This window comes from Streptomyces sp. NBC_00885, assembly GCF_045207475.1.
Taxonomy (GTDB): Bacteria; Actinomycetota; Actinomycetes; order Streptomycetales; family Streptomycetaceae; genus Streptomyces.
Map to the genome: position 1 here is coordinate 1,986,600 of NZ_CP108796.1, position 25,724 is coordinate 2,012,323.

The window sequence follows — 25,724 nt, forward strand, 5'->3', positions numbered from 1 at the left end:
CGGCAGCGGCTCGGACAGCTCCGCACCACGTCCGGTGAGGAACGCCTGGACGTCGCCGAGGATCACCTCCATCGCGGTGTGGTCCTGGACCATGTGGTGCATGCGCAGCAGCGCCAGCCAGCGGCCGTCGGCCGCTGCTGCCAGGTGCATGTGGATCAGCGGCGCCCGCCTCAGGTCCATGGACAGGCCGACCCGGGCCACCAGTTCACCCGCGGGATCCGTGGCGAGGGGGTCCAGCTGGACCTCCTCGACCGGGAGGACGGCGTGTCGCCACACCACCTGCACCGGCTCGCGCAGGCCTTCCCACACGATCCCGGTGCGGTAGATGTCGTGCCGGTTCACGACCTGCTGCAGCGCCTCCGTGAAGGCGTCCAGCCGGTCGCGGGACGCGAACTCCACGACCCTCGGCGTGACGTAGGCGTCCTCGCCGCCGTCGGCGAGGAGGTGGTGGAAGAGCAGGCCCTCCTGGAGCGGCGCGAGCGGGTAGATGTCCGCCACGTTCGAGGCTCCGCCTTCGACGGTGGCGACGATCCGCGCCACCTCGTCGGCGGTCAGGTCCACCAGCGGCAGCATCTCCGGAGTGATCTCCAGCGCACCCGCCGGGATGGCGTTCGCCGGCACCACCATCTCCCCGGCCCCGGCCACCGCGGCCAGGCCCGCCACGCTCGGCGTCTGGAACAGCGCCCGTACGGACACGGACACGCCATGGCCGCGCAGCCACTCCACCAGCCGTACGGCGAGGAGCGAGTGGCCGCCCAGGGCGAAGAAGTCGTCGTCGACGCCTACGCTCTCCAGGCCCAGGACCTCGGCGAATCCGGCGCACAGGATCTCCTCCCGGACGCTGGAGGGACCACGGCCCGAACCGGCCGTGTACTCCGGCGCGGGCAGCGCCTTGACATCCAGCTTGCCGTTCACCGTCAACGGCAGCGCGTCCAGCACCACCACCACCGACGGAACCATGTACTCGGGCAGCTGCCTGGCGGCGTACTCCCTTACGGATGAGGGGAGTTCGGTGTCGGTGTCGGTGTCGTCCGTGGAGACGACGTAGGCGACGAGTCGCTTGTCCCCCGCCACGTCCTCACGCACGACCACCGCGGCCTGAGCCACCATCGGATGACCCACCACCACCGACCGGACCTCACCCGGCTCAATACGGAAACCACGCACCTTCACCTGATCATCCGCACGCCCCAGATACACCAGCTCACCCTCAGCAGTCCACCGGACACGGTCACCCGTCCGATACATCCGCTCACCACCGGACACACCAGCCAACGGGAACGGAGAAGCAACAAACCGCTCCGCCGTCAGACCCGCACGACCCGCATACCCACGCGCCAGACCAACACCAGCCACATACAACTCACCCACCACACCCACAGGCACCGGCCGCAACGAACCATCCAGCACAAACACCCGCGCATTGACCACCGGCCCACCAATAACCGGCACACCCCCAGGCGACAACGGACCCGACATCGTCGCGCACACCGTCGTCTCCGTCGGACCATACGCATTCACCAACCGACGACCCGGCGCCCACTTCCCCACCAACTCACCAGCCAGCACCTCACCCGCCGACACCAACGTCGACACCGACGGCAGATCACCCCCACCCAGCACACCCAAAACCGCCGGAGGCAACGTCACATGCGTCACCCCATGACGCGCCACCAACTCCACCAAACCCCCACCAGGCAACAACTCACCCGCAGGCGCCACCACCACACACGCACCCACCGACAACGCCACCAACACCTCAGCCGTCGCCGCATCAAAACCAACCGACGCGAACTGCAGCACCCGACTCGCACCATCCACCGCGAACCGCTCCACCTGCGCCGCAACCAACGACCCCACACCCGCATGCGACACCACCACACCCTTGGGCACACCCGTCGAACCAGACGTATAAATCACATACGCCGCCTGGCCCGACACCACCCCCACACCCAGCGCCGAACCATCCAACGCCGCGACCTCACCCGCAACCGACACCTCATCCACCACCACACGCGCCACACCCGCAGGCACAACCCCCACACACGAGGCCTGCGTCACCACACACACCGCACCCGCATCAGCCAGCACGAACCCCACACGCTCCACCGGATAACCCGGGTCAACCGGCAGATACGCACCACCCGCCTTCGACACCGCCAGCAAAGCCACCACAAACCCCACACCACGCTCCACACACACACCCACCACAGACTCAGCACCCACACCCCGAGCCCTCAAATACCGCGCCAAACGATTCGCACGCGCATCCAGCTCCGCATACGACACCTCAACCCCATCACCCACCACCGCAACCGCCCCCGGAGTCCGCGCCACCTGCGCCTCGAACAACCCCGCAACCGACACCTCACCCACAACCGCCGCAGTGTCGTTCCACCCCACCAACACCCGACGACGCTCCACCTCACCCAGAACATCAACCGAACTCAGCCGACGTCCCGGTTCACCGGCGACGGCCTCCAGCACGCGCGTCAGACGCTCGGCGAACTGTCCGACGGTGGCCGCGTCGAAGAGGTCCGCGGCCGCGATCAGCGCACCGCGCAGACCGGCCGGCGCGCCCTCCGCGTCGTAGGTCTCGCCCACGCTCACGTCGAGGTCGAACTTCGCCACCGCGGTCCCCGAGGTCTCCGCGACCCCGGTTCCCCCGGCGCGCAGACCGGTCAGGTCCAGGACCGCCTCGGCGTTGTTCTGCACCGCGAGCGCCACCTGGAACAGCGGGTGGCGGGACAGCGAGCGGGCCGGGGCGAGTTCCTCGACCAGCCGCTCGAACGGCACGTCCTGGTTCGCGAAGGCCGAGAGCCCCGTGTCCCGGACCCGGGACAGCAGCTCGCGGAACGTCGGGTCCCCCGAGAGGTCCGTTCGCAGCACCAGCGTGTTGACGAAGAAGCCGACGAGGTCGTCGAGCGCTTCATCGGTACGGCCGGCGTTCACCGCGCCGATCGGGATGTCGCTACCGGCGCCCAGCCGGGACAGCAGTACCGCCAGCGCGGCCTGCAGCACCATGGCCATGGTCACGCCCTCGGCCCGGGCGACGGCCCGCAGCTGCTCGTGGACCTGGGCCGGCACGTCCAGGGGCACGCGGTGCCCCTGGTATCCGGCGACCGCGGGACGCGGGCGGTCGAAGGGAAGCTCCAGCTCCTCCGGAGCGCCCGCGAGCGCCCGGCTCCAGTACTCCACCTGACCGGCGATGACGCTGTCGGGGTCCTGGTCGTCACCGAGCAGGTCCCGCTGCCACAGCGCGTAGTCCGCGTACTGCACCGGCAGCGGCTGCCACTCGGGCGCCCGGCCCGCGCAGCGCGCCGCGTAGGCCACGGACACGTCGCGGGCCAGCGGCCCGGTCGACCATCCGTCGCTCGCGATGTGGTGCATGGTCACCACGAGGACCTGGTCCTGCGGCCCGGCCTGGAACAGCCAGGCCCGGATCGGCACCTCGTTCGACAGGTCGAACGCGTAGCGCGTGGCCTCGCCGATCGCGTCGGCCAGGTCCGCCGGGGCCACCTCGGCCACCTTCAGGTCCCAGGCCAGGTCCGCCGGGTCGAGGACGCGCTGGTACGGCTCGCCGTCCGCCGTCTCGAACACGGTGCGCAGGACCTCGTGGCGGGCGATCACGTCGCGCAGCGCGGCGTTCAGCGCGGCGACGTCCACCGTGCCGGCGAGCCGGACGGTGACGGGGATGTTGTAGGTCGCGCTCGGGCCTTCCAGCTGCCCGATGAACCACAGGCGGCGCTGCGCGGACGACAGCGGCACGCGCTCAGGGCGCTCGGCCGCCGTCAGGGGCACCCTGGCCCGGTCGGCCTCGTGCAGCTGGGCGGCGAGCCCGGCCACCGTGGGCGCCTCGAACAGGACCCGGATCTCGACCTCGACCCCGAGCACCACCCGGATGCGGCTGACCAGTCGCACCGCGAGCAGGGAGTGGCCGCCCAGGTCGAAGAAGTCGTCGTCGACCCCCACCGTGGGCAGGCCGAGGACCTCGGCGAACGCCGCGCACAGGATTTCCTCCTGGGCGGTCGACGGACCCCGGCCGGTACCCGCCGCGGCCGCGTAGTCGGGCGTGGGCAGGGCCTTGCGGTCCAGCTTGCCGCTGCTCGTGAGCGGCAGCGCGTCCAGCGTGACGAAGGCCGAGGGCACCATGTGCTCCGGAAGTCGCTGAGACGCGAACTGCTTGACGGCCGCGGACAGTTCCGCCGGATCGTCGTCCTCGTCCACGGGCACGAGGTAGGCGATGAGGCGGGTGTCACCCGTCGCGTCCTCCCGGGCGACGACCGCCGCCCGGTCGACCTGCGGGTGCGCGGTCAAGGCGGCCTGCACCTCGCCCGGCTCGATGCGGAAGCCGCGGATCTTGACCTGGTCGTCGGCCCGGCCCAGGTACACGACCTGGCCGTCCGCCGTCCACCGGGCGCGGTCGCCGGTGCGGTACATGCGCTCGCCGATGCCCGAGAGCGGGGAGGCGACGAACCGCTCCGCGGTCAGGTCCGGTCGGCGCACGTAGCCGCGTGCGAGCTGGGCGCCCGCGATGTACAGCTCACCGATGACACCGGGGGCCACCGGCCGCAGCGAGGCGTCGAGCACGTACAGGCGGGTGTTGGCCACCGGCCTGCCGATGGGGACCACGCCGTCGGCCACCCGCTCCGCCGTCAGGCGGGTGGTGGCGACGCCGATGGTCGCCTCGGTCGGGCCGTAGTGGTTGAACACCCGGCGGTCACCGGCCGCCTCGACGAGCTCCTTCACCCATGCGGGCGAGGCGGATTCGCCGCCGAGCACCAGCGAACCGCTGGGCAGTACCTTCGCCAGGCCGTCGGCGCTTCCCAGCGCCGCGAGGTGGGACGGGACCACCTTGAGGTGGTCGATGCGGTGCTCCGCCAGGTAGTCGGCCACCGCCACCGGGTCGGTGACCGCGTCCTCTTCCAGGACGTACAGCGTGCCGCCCGACACGAGGCTGGCGAACACGACGGTGTTGCCGAGGTCGGTGGCCTGTGCCTGGAGCAGCGCGTAGCGACCGCCGGGTTCACCGAACCCGATCCGTTCCGGGACGTTGGCGACGTAGTTGGTCAGGGAGCCGTGCGTGATCGCGACGCCCTTCGGCCTGCCCGTGGAACCGGAGGTGTAGATGACGTAGGCCAGCTCGTCCGGCGCCGCGGTGACGTCCGGCGCGGTGTCCGGGGCCATCGCCAGCTGCATCGTGACCAGCGTTTCGTCCACCGCGACCGCGCGCACCTTGCCGGTGGGCAGCTCGTCGAGGATGTCCTCGGTGCTGAGCAGGAGGACGGCGCGGGTGTCGGTCAGCATGAACGCGACGCGTTCGGCGGGCTGCTCCGGATCGATCGGGAGGTAGCCCGCCCCGGCCTTCCACACCGCCAGGATCGCGGCGATGGTCTCCACGCCACGCGGCAGGCACAGACCCACCACCGACTCCGCGCCCACACCCTGGTCCACCAGGAAGTGCGCCAGCCGGTTCGCCCGCGCGTCCAGCTCCGCGTACGACACCTCGACTCCGTCGAACACGACGGCCAGGGCGTCCGGGGTCCGCGCCACCTGCGCCGCGAACAGAACCGCCACCGAACCACCGGCCGTCTCGGCCGCGGTGTCGTTCCACTCCACCAGCACCCGGCGACGCTCGTCCTCATCGAGGACGTCCACCGCACTCAGCCGCACCTGCGGTTCGGCGGTCAGCGTGTCGAGGACGCGTGCCCAGGCGGCGGCGATCCGGCCCGCCGCCTCGGCGTCGAAGAGGTCCGCGGCGACGGTGACCGTCCCCCGGAACCCGGCGAGTGCGCCGTCGGCGTCGAACTCCTCGGCGACGAGGACGTCCAGGTCGAACTTGGCCGAGGTGTGACCGGCCGACATGCGGCCGGCCTGCAGGTCACCGAGGTCCAGTACGGCCTCGATGGTGTTCTGCATCGTCAGGACGACCTGGAAGAGGGGGTGACGCGCCATGGAACGGGCCGGGGCCAGTTCCTCGACCAGCCGGTCGAACGGCACGTCCTGGTGCGCGACGCCCGACAGTCCGGCTTCCCGGACCCGGGCGAGCACCTCGGTGAACGTCGGGTCCCCGGACACGTCGGCCCGCAGGACCACCGTGTTGATGAAGAAGCCGACGAGGTCGTCCAGGGCGACGTCGGTGCGTCCGGCGTGCGCCGATCCGATCGGGATGTCGGTGCCCGCGCCCAGCCGGGACAGCAGGACCGCCAGCGCGGCCTGGAGCACCATGAAGGTGGTGACGCCCTCGGCCCGCGCCAGCTCCACCAGCCGTGCGTGCACCTCGGCCGGGATCTCCAGGGACGCGGTGTGCCCGCGGTGGGAGGCCACGGCCGGGCGGGGACGGTCGAAGGGCAGGGTCAGCTCTTCGGGGGCTCCGGCGAGCGTGCGGCGCCAGTAGTCCACCTGACGCGAGACGAGGCTCTGCGGGTCCTGGTCATCACCCAGCAGATCGCGCTGCCACAGCGCGTAGTCCGCGTACTGCACCGGCAACGGCTCCCACTCGGGAACCGAACCCGCGCTACGGGCCCCGTAGGCCACCGACAGGTCCCGCGCCAGCGGCCCCGTCGACCAGCCGTCACCCGCGATGTGGTGCACCACCACGACGAGCACGTGCTCGTCCGGACCCACCGCGAACAACCACGCCTGCACCGGCAGATCAACCGCCAGATCGAACGCGTAACCCGCCGCACCGGCGACCGCCGCGTCCACCTCGGCCGCGGCCACCTCGGCGACCCGCAGGTCCCACTCCAGCTCCTCGATGTCCAGGATGTGCTGGTAGGGCTCACCGTCGGCCACCGCGAACACGGTGCGCAGCACCTCGTGGCGGCCGATGACGTCCCGCAGCGCCGCGTTCAGCGCCGCCGTGTCCACGGCGCCCGTCAGGCGCAGGGCCATCGGGATGTTGTAGGTGGAGCTGGGGCCTTCGAGCTGTCCGATGAACCACAGGCGGCGCTGCGCGAACGACAGCGGCACCCGCTCGGGGCGCTCGCCCGCCGTCAGCGCCACCCGCGCCCGGTCCTCGCCGTCGAGACGCGCGGCGAGCCGCGCCACCGTCGGCGCCTCGAACAGCGCGCGCAGCGGAACCTCGACACCCAGCACCGCACGCACCCGGCTGATCAGCCGCGTCGCCAGCAGCGAGTGACCACCCAGCGCGAAGAAGTCGTCCTCCACACCGACCCGGTCCACACCGAGCACCTGCGCGAACACCCCGCACAGGATCTCATCCCGCAGGGTGACGGCCCTGCGGCCGCCGGTCGCGGCGCCGCCCTCGTAGTCAGGGGCGGGCAGGGCCCTGCGGTCGACCTTGCCGTTCGCCGTCAGCGGCAGCGCGTCCAGCACCACCACCGCGGACGGAACCATGTACTCCGGCAGCTGTCCGGTGACGTACTCGCGTACGGACGCGGGGAGTTCGGTGCCGTCGCGGTCGCCCGTGGACACCACGTAGGCGACGAGCCGCTTGTCCCCGGGAGCGTCCTGACGGACGATCACCGCGGCCTGCGCGACGTCGGGGTGCCCGGCCACCACGGCCTGCACCTCACCGGGCTCGACCCGGAAGCCGCGGACCTTGACCTGGTCGTCGGCGCGGCCGGCGAACACCAGTCGTCCTTCGGTGTCCCAGCTCGCCCGGTCCCCGGTGCGGTACATGCGCTCGCCCGGCTCGAAGGGGCAGGCGACGAACCGCTCCGCCGTGAGCCCGGCGCGGCCCGCGTATCCGCGGGCCAGGCCCGCGCCCGAGGTGTACAGCTCGCCCACCACACCGACCGGCACGGGGCTCAGCCACTCGTCCACCACGTACACGCGGGTGTCGGAGACCGGGGTGCCGATCGGCACGCCCGCCTTGCCCGCCAAGTCGGCGGCCCGCACCGCGTGCACGGCGGTGAAGGTGGTGTTCTCCGTCGGCCCGTAGCCGTTGAGCAGCCGGACGGAGGGCAGTCGGTCCAGCACGGCACGGCAGTGCGCGTTGGAGAGGACGTCGCCACCGGCCAGCAGCTGGTGGACACCGCGGAGCATGTCGGGGTCCTGGTCGACCACTTCGTGGAACAGACCGGCCGTCAGCCACAGGGTGGTGACGCGACGGGTGGTCAGGAACTCGCGGAGTTCGGCGACGGACAGCGCACCGGCGGGTGCGACGGCCAGGACCGCTCCGTTGAGCAGGGCGCCCCAGATCTCGAAGGTCGCCGCGTCGAAGGACGCCGAGGCCAGGTGCGCGACGACGTCGCCGGCGCCGAGTTCGACGTACCCGGAGTCGCGCACCAGGCGGTCGATCGCCCGGTGCGGCACGACCGTGCCCTTGGGCAGACCGGTGGAGCCGGAGGTGTAGATGACGTAGGCACCGCTGTCCGGGAGGACAGGGGCGGAGCGTTCGTCGTCCGTGAGCGCGGCGTCGGCCAGCCCGGCGAGCGCGGCGGCCGTCTCCGCGGCGTCCAGTACGAGGTACGGGACGGGCGCGGCTCCGGTGGCCGGTGCCTGGGGCGGGAGGACGGTCGCGCCGGTGGTCACCAGCAGCGCCGGTGCCGCGTCGGCCAGCATGAACGCGATGCGCTCCGCCGGGTACGAGGGGTCGACCGGAAGGTAGGCGGCGCCCGCCTTCGTGATCGCCAGGAGGGTGATGACGGCGTCGGCGCCGCGCGGCATGGCCACGGCGACCAGCGACTCCGCGCCGACCCCCCGGTCCAGGAGCAGCCGCGCCAGCCGGTTCGCCCGGGCGTCGAGCTGCGCGTACGTCAGCTCGGTGCCCGCGAAGGTCAGCGCCACCGCGTCGGGGGTGCGTGCCACCTGTGCCTCGAAGAGTTCGGGCACGGTCGACGCCGCGGTGCGGCGGCCGGTGTCGTTGAGGTCCACCAGGACGTGGTGGCGCTCGGTCTCGTCGAGTACGTCCACGGCGGACAGGGCGAGGCGCGGGCCGCCGTTCAGTTCGTCCTTCAGCGCGGCGACCAGGTTCTCCGCGGTGGTGCGCAGCAGCGCGGCGACCGCCTGGGGGTCGATCGTCTCCACCGCGTCGACGGCCAGGCCGATGCCGTCCCCGTCGTCGTCGACGGACACCGAGAGCGGGTAGTTGGTGACTTCCCGGCCGAACACCAGCCGGATGCCCTCGACTTCGGAGCCACCCGGCGTGGCGTCGTCGGCCTGCTCCTCCGGACGGGCGGTGTTGTGGCGGTAGTTGAACAGCGCGGTGAACAGCGGGGCGTCGCCCGGTACCCCGCTCGCCTGCTGCGCCAGGGCCAGCGGAGCGTGTTCGTGCTCCAGCAGTCCGGCGAGCTGGCCGCGCATCGCCACGACGGCGGCCCGCGCCGTCGTGCCGTCGATGCGCACGCGCATCGGGAGGGTGTTGATGAAGGGGCCCGCCACCCGGTCGGAGCCCGCCGAGGCGTTCATCCGGCCGAGCAGGACGGTGCCGAACACCACATCGTGCCGGCCGCTGAGCGCGGCGAGCAGACGGGCCCAGGCCACGTGCATGAGCGTCGCCGGGCTGGTGCCCAGGCGGCGTGCGGCCTCGCGGATCAGGCCGTCCAGTTCCGGTGCGAACCGGAGCCGGGCGCGGACCACGCCGGAGCCGTCGCCGAGCGCGTTCAGCTCCTGGTACGGGGCGGTCGTCTCCGTGACGTCGCCCAGCAGCTCGGAGAAGTAGCGGGTGTGGGCCTCCCGCTCGACGCCGTTGCGGGCCTGTGCGACGAAGTCGCGGAAGGGGAGCGGCTCCGGCAGGCTGTCGGCCCGGCCGGACAGGATCGTGACGACCTCGTCGAGGACGACCTCCATGCCCGTGTGGTCCTGCACCATGTGGTGCACGCGGAACAGCGCCAGCCACTTGCCGGTGCCCGGCTCGGGGGCCAGGTGCACGCGGATCAGCGGCGCGCGTCCCAGGTCCATGGCCGAGCCCGCCAGCGCCACCAGGTCGGCGACGGGATCGGTGCTCCCGGAGTCCAGTCGCACTTCCTCGACCGACAGCGCGGCTCGGCGCCACACCACCTGTACGGGCTCGCGCAGGCCTTCCCACACGATCGTGGTCCGGAGGATGTCGTGGCGGTCCACCACCTGCTGCAGTGCGAGCAGGTACCGGTCCAGGAGGTCCCGGGAGGCGAATTCGACCACCATCGGGGTCACGTAGGCGTCCTCGCCGTCCTCCGCCAGCAGGTGGTGGAAGAGCAGACCCTCCTGGAGCGGTGCGAGCGGGTAGACGTCGGCGACGTTGGCGGCGCCGCCGTCCACCGTGGCGACGATCCGCTCCACCTCGGCGGCCGTGAGGTCGACCAGGGGGAGCATGTCGGGAGTGATCGTCCGCGCGTCGTCCGGGATGCCGTTCGGCGGTGCGACGACGAGTTCCGCGTCGGAGGACGTCGCGAGGCCCGCGACGGTGGGCGTCTGGAACAGTGCCCGCACCGACACCGGTACGCCGTGTTCCCGCAGCCGCTCCACGAGCCGGACCGCGAGCAGCGAGTGGCCGCCCAGCCCGAAGAAGTCGTCGTCGACGCCGACGCTCTCAAGACCCAGTACGTCGGCGAACGCCGCGCACATGAGTTCTTCCCGCAGGTTCGACGGGCCGCGGCCCTCGCCCTTGGCGTACTCCGGCACGGGCAGGGCCTTGCGGTCCAGCTTGCCGTTCACCGACAGCGGCAGCGCGTCCAGCACCACGACCGCCGACGGGAGCATGTACTGCGGCAGTTGCTCGGCCACCCGGGCCCGCACCCCCGCCGACAGCTCCTCGTGGTCCGCGCCTTCGGCGGGCACGACGTAGGCGACCAGGCGGGGGTCACCGGCGATGTCCTCGCGGGCGATCACCGCGGCCTGCTCGACCGACGGGTGACCGGCCACCACGGCCTGCACCTCGCCGAGTTCGATGCGGAAGCCGCGGACCTTGACCTGCTCGTCGGCGCGGCCGACGAACACCAGGCGGCCGTCCGCGTCCCAGCGGGCCAGGTCACCGGTGCGGTACATCCGCTCGCCGGGCGCGCCGTGCGGGCACGCCACGAAGCGCTCCGCCGTCAGTCCGGGGCGGCCCGCGTAACCGCGTGCCAGTCCCGCTCCCGCCAGGTACAGCTCGCCCACGACACCGGGCGCCACGGGGGCCAGGAACGCGTCCACGACGAACGCCCGCGCGTTGCCGATGGGCGAACCGATCGGCACCTCGCGCACTCCGGGAGTGCAGCGCCACACCGTCGCGTCCACCGTGGTCTCGGTCGGACCGTAGGTGTTGAACATCAGCCGCCCGGCGGACCAGCGGTCCACCAGCTCCGGCGAGCACGCCTCGCCACCGACTTCGAGCACGACGCCCGGCGCGATCGACCCGGGCTCCAGCCCGGCCAGCACGGCCGGCGGCAGCGTCGCATGGGTGACCCCCTGCTCCGCGAAGAACACGGCGAGCTCCTGGCCCAGCCGCCGCTCGGCGGGGACCACGACCAGTGCCGCGCCCGACGTCAGGGCCAGCGACCATTCGAGGCAGAAGTTGTCGAAGCTCAGGGACGCGAACTGTGCGACCCGGGAATCCGGGCCCGCGCCGAACCGGGCCAGTGCCGCGACCGTGTTCGCGAATCCGGACTGGGTCACGACCACGCCCTTCGGGCGGCCCGTCGACCCGGACGTGTAGATCACGTAGGCCGGGTGCGCGAGCGCCCGCGGCCGGTCCCCGGCCGTCGACGGCCGGGCCGCCGCGTCGTCCAGGGCCCGGGCGAACTCCGCCGTGTCGACGACCACGAGCGGGGCCGAGGCGGGTACGGCCGCGACCATGCCCGCCGCGCCGAGCACCACGGCCGGCTTGGCGTCGTCCAGCATGTAGGCGACCCGCTCGGCGGGGTAGGTGGGGTCGATGGGCAGGTAGGCGGCACCGGCCTTCAGGATGCCGAGCAGCGCCACCATCAGATCGACGCCGCGTTCGAGCACGACCGCGACCAGCGACTCCGCGCCGACCCCCCGGTCCACCAGGTAGCGCGCCATCCGGTCGGCCCGGGCGTCGAGTTCCGCGTACGAGACCTCGGCGCCGTCGGCCACGACCGCGACGGCGTCGGGAGCCCGGGAGACCCGCTCCTCGAACAGCTCCACCACCGTGGCGCGCGGCACCTCGGCCGCGGTGTCGTTCCACTCCACCAGCACGCGGCGGCGCTCGTCCTCGTCGAGCACGTCGACGGCACCGATACGGGTACGCGGGTCGGCGGCCAGGGTCCGGAGCACCGTCCCGAGGCGTCGGCCGAGCTGCTCGACGGTGTCCGTGTCGAACAGGTCCGCCGCCGCGACCACCACGCCGCGCAGGCCCGCCGGACGGTTCTGGGCGTCGAACACCTCGCCGACGGTCACGTCCAGGTCGAACTTCGCGACCGGCGCTCCCGCGGGCATCGTCTCCGCCGCGAGACCGGACAGGTCCAGGACCGCGTCGGCCTTGTTCTGCACCGTGAGCGTCACCTGGAACAGCGGGTGGCGGGCGAGGGAGCGGGCCGGGGCCAGCTCCTCGACCAGCCGCTCGAACGGCAGGTCCTGGTGCGCGAAGGCCGCGAGAGCGGTCTCCCGCACCCGTGAGAACAGGTCGGTGAAGGTCGGGTTCCCGGACAGGTCCGTGCGCAGCACGAGGGTGTTGACGAAGAAGCCGACGAGGTCGTCGAGTGCTTCGTCGGTGCGTCCGGCGTTCGGCGCGCCGATGGGGATGTCGGTACCGGCTCCCAGCCGGGACAGCAGCACCGCCAGCGCGGTCTGCAGCAGCATGGACATGGTCACGCCCTCGGCGCGGGCCACGTCCACGAGGCGCGCGTGCACCTCGGCCGGGATCTCCAGCGGCACGCTGTGGCCGCGGTTGCCCAGCACCGCCGGGCGGTTGTGGTCGTAGGGCAGGGTCAGCTCTTCGGGGGCTCCGGCCAGGGTCCGGCGCCAGTAGTCCACCTGGCGCGAGACGACGCTCTCCGGGTCCTGGTCGTCGCCCAGCAGGTCGCGCTGCCACAGCGCGTAGTCGGCGTACTGCACCGGCAGCGGCTCCCACGCGGGAACCGATCCCGCGCTGCGGGCCCCGTACGCCACCGACAGGTCCCGCGCCAGCGGTCCCGTCGACCAGCCGTCACCCGCGATGTGGTGCACCACCACCACGAGCACGTGCTCGTCCGGGCTCACCGCGAACAGCCATGCCTGCACCGGCAGATCGACCACCAGGTCGAAGGCGTAACCCGCCGCCTCCGCGACCGCCGCCTCGACACGAGCAGCCGTCACCTCACCCACGCGCAGGTCCCAGTCCAGCTCCTCGACGTCGAGGATGTGCTGGTAGGGCTCGCCGTCGGCCATGGGGAACACGGTGCGCAGCACCTCGTGGCGGCCGATCACGTCGCGCAGGGCGGCGTCGAGCGCCGCCCGGTCGACCTGACCGGTGAGCCGCAGGGCCACCGGGATGTTGTAGGTCGCGCTCGGACCCTCCAGCTGCCCGATAAACCACAGGCGGCGCTGCGCGAACGACAACGGCACCCGCTCGGGACGCTCACCCGCCGTCAACGCCACCCGCGCCCGGTCAGCGCCATCCAGACGCGCCGCCAGCCGCGCCACCGTCGGCGCCTCAAACAGCGCACGCAGGGGTACTTCGACACCCAGCACCGCACGCACCCGGCTGATCAACCGCGTCGCGAGCAGCGAATGACCGCCCAGCGCGAAGAAGTCGTCGTCCACACCGACCCGGTCCACACCCAGGACTTCAGCGAATCCGGCGCACAGGATCTCCTCCCGCACACTGGACGGACCCCGGCCGGAACCAGCCGTGTACTCCGGCGCCGGCAGCGCCTTCACATCCAGCTTCCCATTCACCGTCAACGGCAGTACCTCCAGCACCACCACCACCGACGGAACCATGTACTCGGGCAGCTGCCTGGCCGCATGCTCCCGCACCGATTCCGGAAGCCCGGTGCCACTCTCACCGTCGCAAGTGGAGACCACATAGGCGACCAGCCGCCTGTCCCCGGGAACATCCTCACGCACGACCACCGCGGCCTGAGCCACCATCGGATGACCCACCACCACCGACCGGACCTCACCCGGCTCAATACGGAAACCACGCACCTTCACCTGATCATCCGCACGACCCAAATACACCAGCTCACCCTCAGCAGTCCACCGGACACGGTCACCCGTCCGATACATCCGCTCACCACCGGACACACCAGCCAACGGGAACGGAGAAGCAACAAACCGCTCAGCCGTCAGACCCGCACGCCCCACATACCCACGCGCCAGACCCACACCAGCCACATACAACTCACCCACCACACCCACAGGCACCGGCCGCAACGAACCATCCAGCACAAACACCCGCGCATTGACCACCGGCCCACCAATAACCGGCACACCCCCAGGCGACAACGGACCCGACATCGTCGCGCACACCGTCGTCTCCGTCGGACCATACGCATTCACCAACCGACGACCCGGCGCCCACTTCCCCACCAACTCACCAGCCAGCACCTCACCCGCCGACACCAACGTCGACACCGACGGCAGATCACCCCCACCCAGCACACCCAAAACCGCCGGAGGCAACGTCACATGCGTCACCCCATGACGCGCCACCAACTCCACCAAACCCCCACCAGGCAACAACTCACCCGCAGGCGCCACCACCACACACGCACCCACCGACAACGCCACCAACACCTCAGCCGTCGCCGCATCAAAACCAACCGACGCGAACTGCAGCACCCGACTCGCACCATCCACCGCGAACCGCTCCACCTGCGCCGCAACCAACGACCCCACACCCGCATGCGACACCACCACACCCTTGGGCACACCCGTCGAACCAGACGTATAAATCACATACGCCGCCTGGCCCGACACCACCCCCACACCCAGCGCCGAACCATCCAACGCCGCGACCTCACCCGCAACCGACACCTCATCCACCACCACACGCGCCACACCCGCAGGCACAACCCCCACACACGAGGCCTGCGTCACCACACACACCGCACCCGCATCAGCCAGCACGAACCCCACACGCTCCACCGGATAACCCGGGTCAACCGGCAGATACGCACCACCCGCCTTCGACACCGCCAGCAAAGCCACCACAAACCCCACACCACGCTCCACACACACACCCACCACAGACTCAGCACCCACACCCCGAGCCCTCAAATACCGCGCCAAACGATTCGCACGCGCATCCAGCTCCGCATACGACACCTCAACCCCATCACCCACCACCGCAACCGCCCCCGGAGTCCGCGCCACCTGCGCCTCGAACAACCCCGCAACCGACACCTCACCCACAACCGCCGCAGTGTCGTTCCACCCCACCAACACCCGACGACGCTCCACCTCACCCAGAACATCAACCGAGGTCAGGGGCTGGTCCGTGGCGCCGTCGAGCGCGCCCTCGAGCGCCGTGACCAGGTTGTCCGTGGCCGTGGCGACCAAGGCGGCGACGGCCTTCGCGTCCACCGAGGCGACCGCGTCGACAGCGAGGCCGATCTCCGTGCCGTCGTCGTCGACCGACACCGACAGCGGGAAGTTGGTCCGCTCACGGGAGAAGACCGTCCGGATCCCATCCAGAGCGGAACCGGCGCCCTCACCCTCCTCGGGACCGGAGTTGTGCCGGTAGTTGAAGAGCGAGGAGAAGAGAGGGGTGTCCCCTTGTACGCCGCTGGCCTGCTGCGCCAGCGCGAGCGGAGCGTGCTCGTGCTCCAGCAGACCGGCCAGCTGACCGCGCATCGCGGACACCGCCGCCAGCGCGCCCAGCTCGTCCACCCGCACCCGGACGGGCAGCGTGTTGATGAAGGGACCCGCCACCCGGTCCGAGCCCGCACCGGCGTTCATCCGGCCGAACAGGACGGTGCCGAAGACCACGTCGTCCCGGCCGCTGACCGCGGACAGCACCCGCGCCCACGCCACGTGCATCACCGTCGCCGGGCTCGAACCGAGCCGACGTGCGACCGTGCGCAGCCGCTCGGCCAGACCGTCTTCCAGCAGGGCCACCGCTCGCGCCACGTCCGAACCGACACCGCGCACGTCCACCAGCCCGTACGGGGCGGTCGGCTCGTCGACATCGCCCAGCAGCTCGGCGAAGAACCGCTCGTGCTCCCCGCTGTCCACGCCTGCCCGCGCCTGCGCCACGAAGTCACGGAACGGCAGCGGCTCGGACAGCTCCGCACCACGCCCGTCGAGCAGCGTCCGTACCTCGCCGAGCAGCAGCTCCATGCCGGTGTGGTCGCGGACCATGTGGTGCGCCCGCACCAGGGCCCACCAACGGCCCGAAGCCGGCTCGGCGGCGATGTGCAGGGCGATGAGCGGTGCCCGGCCCAGGTCCATGGACAGGCCACCGGCCGCGAGCAGTTGCTCGACCGGGTCGGCGCCGTTGGGGTGCAGCCGTACTTCCTCGACGGGGAGGACGGCGTGTCGCCACACCACCTGCACCGGCTCGCGCAGGCCTTCCCACACGATCCCGGTCCGGTAAATGTCGTGCCGGTTCACGACCTGCTGCAGCGCGTCGGTGAACGCGTCCAGGCGCTCGCGGAAGTCGAACTCCAGGACGGTGGGCGTGACGTAGGCGTCCTCGCCGCCGTCGGCGAAGAGGTGGTGGAAGAGCAGACCCTCCTGCAGCGGGGCCAGCGGGTAGATGTCTGCCACGTTCGCGGCGCCACCGTCGACGGTGGTGACGATCCGCGCCACCTCGTCGGCGGTCAGGTCGACCAGTGGCAGCATTTCCGGCGTGATCTCCAGCGCACCGGCCGGGATCGCGTTCTCGGGGACCACCGTCTCCTGGGCCCCGGCCATCGCGGCCAGGCCCGCCACGGTCGGCGTCTGGAACAGCGCCCGCACCGAGACCGACACGCCGCGGCCGCGCAGGATCTCCACCAACCGGATGGCCAGCAGGGAGTGACCGCCCAGCGTGAAGAAGCTGTCGTCCACGCCGACGCTCTCCAGACCGAGGACCTCGGCGAAGACCGCGCAGAGGATCTCCTCCCGGACACTGGAGGGGCCGCGGCCCGAACCGGTCGTGTACTCGGGAGCGGGCAGCGCCTTGCGGTCCAGCTTGCCGTTCGCCGTCAGCGGCAGCGCGTCCAGCACCACCACCGCCGACGGAACCATGTGCTCCGGCAGCCGCTCGGCCACGAACTGCCGCACCAGCGGCGCCAGTTCGGCCTCACCAGTACCGATGGCGGGTACGACGTAGGCAACCAGGCGGGTGTCGCCGGTCGCGTCCTCCCGGGCGACGACCGTCGCCTGCGCCACCGACGGGTGCGCGGCCACGACCGCCTGCACCTCGCCCGGCTCGATGCGGAAACCGCGGATCTTCACCTGCTCATCCGCGCGGCCCAGGTACTCCAGTTCGCCCTCGGCGTTCCAGCGAACACGGTCGCCGGTGCGGTACATGCGCTCGCCCGTGCCGGAGTACGGGGAGGCCACGAACCGCTCCGCCGTCAGGGCGGCGCGGCCCACGTACCCGCGGGCCAGGGCGGCGCCGGCGACGTACAGCTCGCCAACGGCTCCCGGCGCCACCGGGGACAGCCACTGGTCCAGCACGTACACGCGGACGTTGGGTACCGGGGAGCCGATCGGCACCACGCCGCCCACCCCCCGGTCCGGGGTCAGGCGCGTAGTGGTGACGCCGATCGTGGTCTCGGTGGGGCCGTAGTGGTTGAACACCCCGCACGGTCCGGATTCCGCCAGCAGCTCCCGCACCCACGCGGGAGAGGCGGCCTCACCGCCGAGCACCAGGGACTTGGCGGGCAGTACGGACGCCGCTCCGTCGGCGACGGCGAGCGCCGCCAGGTGCGAAGGCACCGCCTTCACGTGGTCGATGGCGTGCTCGGCCAGGTACCCGGTCACCGCTGCCGGGTCGGTGGCTGCGTCCGCGTCGAGGATGTGCAGCTGACCACCCGTGGTCAGGCTCGCGAACAGCACCGTGTTACCCAGGTCGGTGACCTGCGCCTGCAGCAGTGCGTACCGGTCCCCCGGGTTGCCGAGGCCGACGCGGCCGGGCACCGAGGCGACGTAGTTGGTCAGCGACCGGTGGGTGACGGCGACACCCTTCGGCGTGCCCGTCGAACCGGAGGTGTAGATCACGTAGGCGAGTGCGTCCGGGGACGGTTCCGTACGCGGCGCGGTGGCCGCGTGGGCGTCGATCGCGGCAGCGACCTCGGGGGCGTCCAGGGCGAGCGGGGCCGGGCCGTCGACGGACAGCTCGTCGAGCACGGCGCCGGTGCTCAGCAGCGTCACGGCGCCACTGTCGGTGAGCATGAACGCGATGCGTTCGGCGGGCTGTTCGGGGTCGATCGGGAGGTAGCCCGCCCCGGCCTTCCACACCGCCAGGATCGCGGCGATCGTCTCCACACCACGCGGCAGGCACAGACCCACCACCGACTCCGCGCCCACACCCTGGGCCACCAGGAAGCGCGCCAGCCGGTTCGCCCGCGCGTCCAGCTCCGCGTACGACACCTCGACTCCGTCGAACACGACGGCCAGGGCGTCCGGGGTCCGCGCCACCTGCGCCGCGAACAGAACCGCCACCGAACCACCGGCCGTCTCGGCCGCGGTGTCGTTCCACTCCACCAGCACCCGGCGACGCTCGTCCTCATCGAGGACGTCCACCGCACTCAGCCGCACCTGCGGCTCCGCGGTCACGGCCTCCAGGACCCGGGCGAGGCGCACGGCAAGCTGCCCCGCGGTGTCGGCTTCGAACAGGTCGGCCGCGGCGGTCAGCACACCCCGCAGGCCCGCCGGGGCGCCCTGGGCGTCGAAGGCTTCCTCGACGCTCACGTCGAGGTCGAACTTGGCCGCCGACGCGCCGGCGGCGAGTTCGTCCTCGACCTCGCTGACCCGGACACCGGGCAGTTCCAAGGACACCTCGGCGTTGTTCTGCAGGGTGAGCATCACCTGGAACAGCGGGTGCAGCGCGAGCGAGCGCGGCGGCGCCAGCTCCTCCACCAGCCGCTCGAAGGGCACCTCCTGGTGACCGAAGGCCGACAGGCCCGTCTCCCGGACCCGGGCGAGCACCTCGGTGAACTTCGGGTCGCCGGAGAGGTCCGTGCGCAGCACGAGGGTGTTGACGAAGAAGCCGACGAGGTCGTCGAGCGCCACGTCCGTACGTCCGGCGTTCGCCGACCCGATCGGAATGTCCGTGCCCGCACCCAGCCGGGACAGCAGTACCGCCAGCGCAGCCTGCAGCACCATGAAGGTGGTGACGCCCTCGGCCCGCGCCAGCTCCACCAGCCGTGCGTGCACCTCCGCCGGGATCTCCAGCGGAACGCAGTGGCCGCCGTAGCCGGCCACGGCCGGGCGCGGGTGGTCGTAGGACAGCTCCAGCTCTTCCGGAGCGCCGGCCAGCGCCTCGCGCCAGTAGGCGACCTGGCGGGAGATCACGCTGTCGGGGTCCTCGGCGTCACCGAGGAGATCACGCTGCCAGAGCGCGTAGTCGGCGTACTGGACCGGCAGGGGCTCCCACTCGGGCATGCGGTCCTCGCAGCGGGCCGTGTATGCGACCGCGAGGTCCCGGGCGAGGGGGCCGGACGACCAGCCGTCACTGGCGATGTGGTGGACCACCACGAGCAGGACGTACTCGTCGGGCGCCACCGAGAACAGCCAGGCGCGGATCGGCACCTCCGCCGACAGGTCGAACGGCTGCCCGGCGGCGCGGCTGACCACGTCGGTCAGGCCGGCCGCCGCGTCAGCGGACACGTCGACGCTCTGGAGGTTCCACTCCACGTCAGCGAGCTTCAGTACCTGCTGGTACGGCTCGCCCCCGGAGACCGTGAACACCGTGCGCAGCACCTCGTGCCGGCCGATGACGTCCCGCAGGGCCGCGTTCAGCGCCCCGCTGTCCAGTCGGCCCGACAGCCGCATGGCCATCGGGATGTTGTACGTCGGGCTCGGGCCCTCGAGCTGCTCGATGAACCACAGACGGCGCTGCGCGAATGACAACGGAAACATTTAGAAATCCCCCTGGTTACGCATCGGCCGCAACGCCGGCCTTGCTGACTTCTGCTTTCCAAGCTGCTGTGCGAGCCCTGCGACCGTCGGCGCGTCGAACAGCGCCCGGATCTCCACATCGACACCGAGAACAGCCCTGATCTGACTGACGAGCCGGACGCCCAGCAGTGAGTGGCCACCGAGTTCGAAGAAGTCGTCATCGACTCCGACCTCGGGCAGTCCCAGTACTTGGGCGAAGACGGTGCAGAGGAGTTCCTCCTGCGGCGTCGACGGCCGGCGTCCTCCTCCCGCTTTCCCCGACGCGTAGTCCGGAGCGGGCAATTTCTTGCGGTCCAGCTTCCCGTTCACCGTCAGGGGCAGTGCGTCCAGCACCACCACCGCTGCCGGGACCATGTGCGCGGGCAGTCTCTGAGCGACGAACTGCCGGACATCGGCGGGGAGTCCGGATTCGGCGGACTCCTCGGCACTGCCGTCGGCGGGCACGACGTAGGCGACCAGCCGCTTGTCGCCCGGGGCGTCCTCGCGGACAACCAGCGCGGCCTGGGAGAGGTCCGGGTGTGCGGCTGTCGCCGCCTGCACCTCGCCCAGTTCGATGCGGAACCCGCGCAGCTTGACCTGTTCGTCGGCGCGCCCGGCGAACATCAGCTGACCGTCCGCGGTCCAGCGCGCCAGGTCCCCGGTGCGATAGAGACGGGAGCCCGGGCCGCCGTACGGGTCGGCGACGAATCGCTCCGCCGTCAGCGCCGCCCGGCCCAGGTAGCCGCGGGCCAGGCCCGCGCCCGCCACGTACAGCTCGCCCACGACGCCCTGGGCCACCGGCCCGAGGCTGCTGTCGAGCACGAACATCCGCGTGTTGGCGATGGGCGAGCCGAACGGGACCGTTCCTTCGCGCTCCGGGTCCACTTGGCCGATCGCCGTGATCACGGTGGCCTCGGTGGGTCCGTAGGTGTTGACCAGCTTGCGGCCACGCGCCCACACACCCGCCGACTTCGGTTCGATCGCCTCCGCGCCGACCACCAGCGAGCCGACGCCCGCCAGATCGCCGGGCTCCAGCACACCCAGCAGGGACGGCACCACGCTCGCGGACCGCACCCCCGCCGACTCCACCAGCGCACGCAGCAACTTCGGCTCCGCCCGCTCGGCCGCACCGGCCACCACCAGCGAACCACCACTGCCCAGCGTCACCGCCACGTCCAGCACGGACGCGTCGAAACTGAACGAGGCGAACTGCAGCACCCCGACACCCGGCCCGACCTCCATCAGCGGACCGAACACCGACACCAGGTTCGCCAGCGAGCCGTGCGTGACGGCCACGCCCTTCGGCACACCGGTCGACCCGGAGGTGTAGATCACGTAGGCCAGTTGACCGAGAGCGAGGTCCGCCTTCGGCGCCGTGGCAGGCAGCTCGGACAGCTCCGCGGTGTTCCGCGGGTCGTCGAGCCACACCGCCGGGCACGTCGTGGGCAGGTCCTGCGCCGTGTCACGGCGGCCGACCACCACCCGGGCCCCGCTGTCCGTCAGCATGAACGCCAAGCGCTCCGCCGGGTACTCCGGGTCCAGCGGCACATAGGCGGCCCCGGCCTTCCACACCGCGAGGATCGCGACGACCATGTCCACGCCGCGCGGCAGGCACAGACCCACCACCGACTCGGCTTCGACTCCCTGGGAGACCAGGTGGTGCGCCAGCCGGTTGGCCCGCGCGTCCAGCTCTCCGTACGACACCTCGGCACCCTCGAAGACCACGGCCGTGGCGTCCGGGTTCCGCGTCGCGTGACCGTGGAACAGCTCCGGCAGCGATACGGGCGCCACCTCCACCGCGGTGTCGTTCCACTCGGTGAGAACCTGGTGGCGCTCGCCCTCGCCGAGGATCTCGACGGCGCTCAGCCGCGTCCGCGGGTTGGCGGTCAGCGCGTCCAGGACGCGGACCCATCGGTCCACGAACCGCTCGCCCGATTCCCGGTCGAACAGGTCCGCGGCCACGGTCAGCAGACCGCTCAGCCCGGCGGGCGCGCCGGTGGCGTCGAAGCCCTCGGCCACGCTCACGTCCAGGTCAAACTTGGCCACCGCGGCGCCCGCGGGCACCGCCTCGGCGCCTACGCCGGGCAGGTCGAGGACCGCTTCGGCGTTGTTCTGCAGCGTGAGCATCACCTGGAACAGCGGGTGACGGGCCAGGGAACGCGCCGGGGCGAGTTCCTCGACCAGCCGCTCGAACGGAACGTCCTGGTGCGCGAAGCCCGACAGACCGGCTTCCCGCACGCGCTTCAGCAGCTGCCGGAACGTCGGGTCCCCGGACAGGTCCGCGCGCAGCACCAGCGTGTTGACGAAGAACCCGACGAGATCGTCGAGGGCCTCGTCCGTACGTCCGGCGTTCGCCAGGCCCGCGGGAATGTCGGTACCGGCGCCGAGCCGCGACAGCAGTACCGCCATCGCGGCTTGCAGCACCATGAACACGGTCACGCCCTCGGCCCGCGCCACGTCCACCAGCCGCGCGTGCACCTCCGCCGAGACCTCCAGCGGCAGTTGGTGGCCCTGGTTCCCGGCCACCGCGGGGCGCGGACGGTCGAACGGCAGCGCCAGTTCCTCGGGTCCGCCTGCCAGCGCCTCGCGCCAGTAGGCGACCTGACGGGACATCACACTGTCCGGGTCGCGTTCGTCGCCGAGCAGTTCACGCTGCCACAGCGCGTAGTCCGCGTACTGCACCGGCAGCGGCTCCCACCGCGGGGCCCGGCCGTCGACGCGCGCCGCGTAAGCAACCGACACGTCGTGGGCCAGCGGCCCCATCGACCATCCGTCGCCGGCGATGTGGTGCACGACCAGGACCAGCAGGTACTCCTCCGCGCCGGCCGGGAACAGCCGGGCCCGGATCGGCACTTCGGACGACAGGTCGAACGCGTACCGGGCCGCCTGCGCCACCGCGCCGTCGGGGTCGGCCGGGTCGGCGTCACCGACCAGCAGCTCCCACTCCAGCTCCTCAATGTCGAGGATGTCCTGGTAGGGCTCGCCGTCGGCCACCGCGAACACGGTGCGCAGCACCTCGTGGCGGCCGATCACGTCCCGCATCGCCGCGTTCAGCGCGGCGACGTCCACCCGGCCCGACAGCCGCAGGGCAACCGGGATGTTGTAGGTGGGGCTCGGTCCGTCCAGCTGGCCCAGGAACCACAGGCGGCGCTGCGCGAACGACAGCGGCACCCGCTCGGGACGCTGCCGGGCGGCCAGGGCGACCCGGGCGGTGCCCTCTCCGGCCAGCCGGGCAGCCAGCCCGGCCACGGTGGGCGCGTCGAACAGTTCCCGGATCTCCAGGTCGACCCCGAGCACCGAGCGCACCTTGCTCGCCAGCCGCACCGCGAGCAGCGAGTGGCCGCCGAGGGCGAAGAAGTCGTCGTCGACACCGACGCTGTCCACGCCCAGCACCTGGGCGAAGACGGTGCACAGGAGTTCCTCGCGCAGGTTGCCCGCGCCGCGCCCAGTGGCCGCGGCCGCGGCCGTGAACTCCGGTGCGGGCAGCGCCTTGCGGTCCAGCTTCTTGTTCACCGTCAACGGCAGCTCGTCCAGGACGACCACCGCCGAGGGAACCATGTACTCGGGCAGGTGCTCGGCCGCCAGTGCGGTGACCGCCGCAGGGATCCGGTCCGCCACGGCTCCGTCGGCGGGCACCACGTAGGCGACCAGACGCGTGTCACCGGGGGTGTCCTCGCGGGCGATGACCGCGACCTGGGCCACCGAGGGGTGCGTGGCCACGGTGTTCTCGATCTCGCCCGGCTCGATCCTGAAGCCGCGGATCTTGACCTGGTCGTCGGAGCGCCCGGCGAAGACCAGCTCGCCGCCGGGGGTCCAGCGGGCCCGGTCACCGGTCCGGTAAAGGCGGGATCCGGCGGCACCGAACGGGTTGGCCACGAACCGCTCCGCGGTCAGCGCCGACCGTCCGAGGTAGCCCCGCGCCAGGCCGGCGCCGGAGACGTACATCTCGCCGTTCACTCCGACGGGGGCCGGTGCCAGGTGCTCGTCGAGCACGTACACCTGGGTGTTGACCACGGGTGCGCCGATGGCCACCTCGGGTGCCTCCGGGTCGCAGCGCCACAGCGTGGCGTCGACCGTGGTCTCCGTCGGGCCGTAGGAGTTGAACATCGCGCGGCCCCGTGCCCAGCGCGCCATCACCTCCGGCTGGCACGCCTCCCCGGCCACGACCAGCACGGTGTCCGCGCTGACCGACGTCTCGTCGAGGGTGGCCAGGACGGCGGGCGGCAGCGTCACGTGCGTCACCCGCTCGGCGGTGAGGAACGCGGGCAGCGCGTTCCCCAGACGCCGCTCGGGCGGGATCACCACCAAGGTGGCCCCGGACAGGAGTGCCATGAGCCATTCCCAGCCGAAGGTGTCGAAGCTCGCCGAGGCGAACTGCCCCACCCGGTGTCCGGACCCGACACCCAGGTACCGGATGTGGCCCGCCACCAGGCTCGCCACGCCCGCGTGGGAGACCAGCACGCCCTTCGGCCGGCCGGTGGATCCCGAGGTGTAGATCACGTACGCGGGGAGAGCCACCGACAGCGCGGCCCGCCGTTCCGTGTCGTCCAGCCCACCGGACGGCAGCGCGCTCAGCGCCTCGGCAACCTCGGCCGAGTCGAGCACCACCACGGTGGAGGCGGCCGACGGCGGCAACGTGGCCGCGATGGACCGGGCGGTGAGGACCACGACCGGAGCCGCGTCGTCATACATGTACGCGATCCGGTCGGCCGGGTACTCCGGGTCGATCGGCATGTACGTGCCCCCGGCCTTGAGGACACCGAGCAGCGACACCATCAGCTCGCTGCCGCGTGCCAGTGCCACGGCGACCACGGTCTCGGGTCCGACGCCCAGGCCGCCCAGGTAGCGCGCCAGCCGGTTGGCCCGGGCGTCCAGCTCGGCGTATGTCAGCTCCGCGCCGTCGGCGACGACGGCCACTGCGTCGGGCGTACGGGAGACGTGCGCTGCGAACAGCTCGGGCACGGTGCCGACCGGAACCTCGGCCTCCGTGTTGTTCCACGTCTCCAGCACCTGGTGGCGCTCGCCCTCGTCGAGCACGTCCAGCCCGCTGACCCGCAGCTGCGGGTCGGCGACCAGCAGCCCCACCACCCGGGTGAGGCGCGCGGCCAGCCGGGCCGCGGTGCCGGCGTCGAACAGGTCCGCCGCCGCGGTCACTGTGCCGCGCACACCGGCCGGTGCGCCCTCGGCGTCGAACACCTCGCCCACGATCACGTCGAGGTCGAACTTCGCCACCGACGCGCCTGCCGGAAGCATCTCGACATCGAGTCCGGGTAGGTCGAGGACCGCTCCGGCCGCGTTCTGGAGGGTGAGCATCACCTGGAAGAGCGCGTGGCGGGCCATGGAACGGCTCGGGGAGAGTTCCTCGACCAGCCGCTCGAACGGCACGTCCTGGTGCGCGAACGCCGACAGGCTGGTCTCCCGCACCCGGGACAGCACCTGACGGAACGTCGGGTCTCCCGACAGGTCCGTCCGGATCACCAGCGTGTTGATGAAGAAGCCGACCAGGTCGTCGAGCGCTTCGTCGGTGCGCCCGGCGACCGGCGATCCGATGGGTACGTCGGCACCCGCGCCCAGCCTGGACAGCAGCGCCGCGAGCGCGGCCTGCAGCACCATGAACACCGTGACGCCCTCGGCACGCGCCACCTCCACGAGGCGCGCGTGGACCTCGGCGGGAATCTCCACCGGGACGCGGTGACCGCGGTGGGTCGCCACGGCGGGCCGTGCGTGATCGGCCGGGAGGTCGAGTTCCTCGGGCGCGCCCGCCAAGGCGCCGCGCCAGTAGGCCACCTGCCGGGAGATCACGCTGTCCGGGTCCCGCTCGT

Annotated in this window: 2 protein-coding genes (both cut by a window edge); both read right to left on the reverse strand. The window is 71.8% G+C overall.

Features of this window, described 5'->3' with window-relative positions; all coding sequences use genetic code 11:
- A protein-coding gene (locus OHA61_RS08850; RefSeq protein WP_406302578.1) for a non-ribosomal peptide synthase/polyketide synthase crosses the window boundary here: on the reverse strand, positions 1-19,884 show its 5' portion. It extends 2,745 nt beyond the left edge of the window; 19,884 of the gene's 22,629 nt are visible here — the first part of the coding sequence; its start codon is at positions 19,882-19,884; its stop codon lies beyond the left edge, outside the window.
- Positions 19,885-25,724 carry the 3' end of a non-ribosomal peptide synthase/polyketide synthase gene (locus tag OHA61_RS08855; RefSeq protein ID WP_406302579.1) on the reverse strand. Its footprint extends 13,498 nt past the window's final position, so 5,840 of the gene's 19,338 nt are visible here — the last part of the coding sequence; the start codon falls outside the window, past its right edge; it ends in the stop codon at positions 19,885-19,887.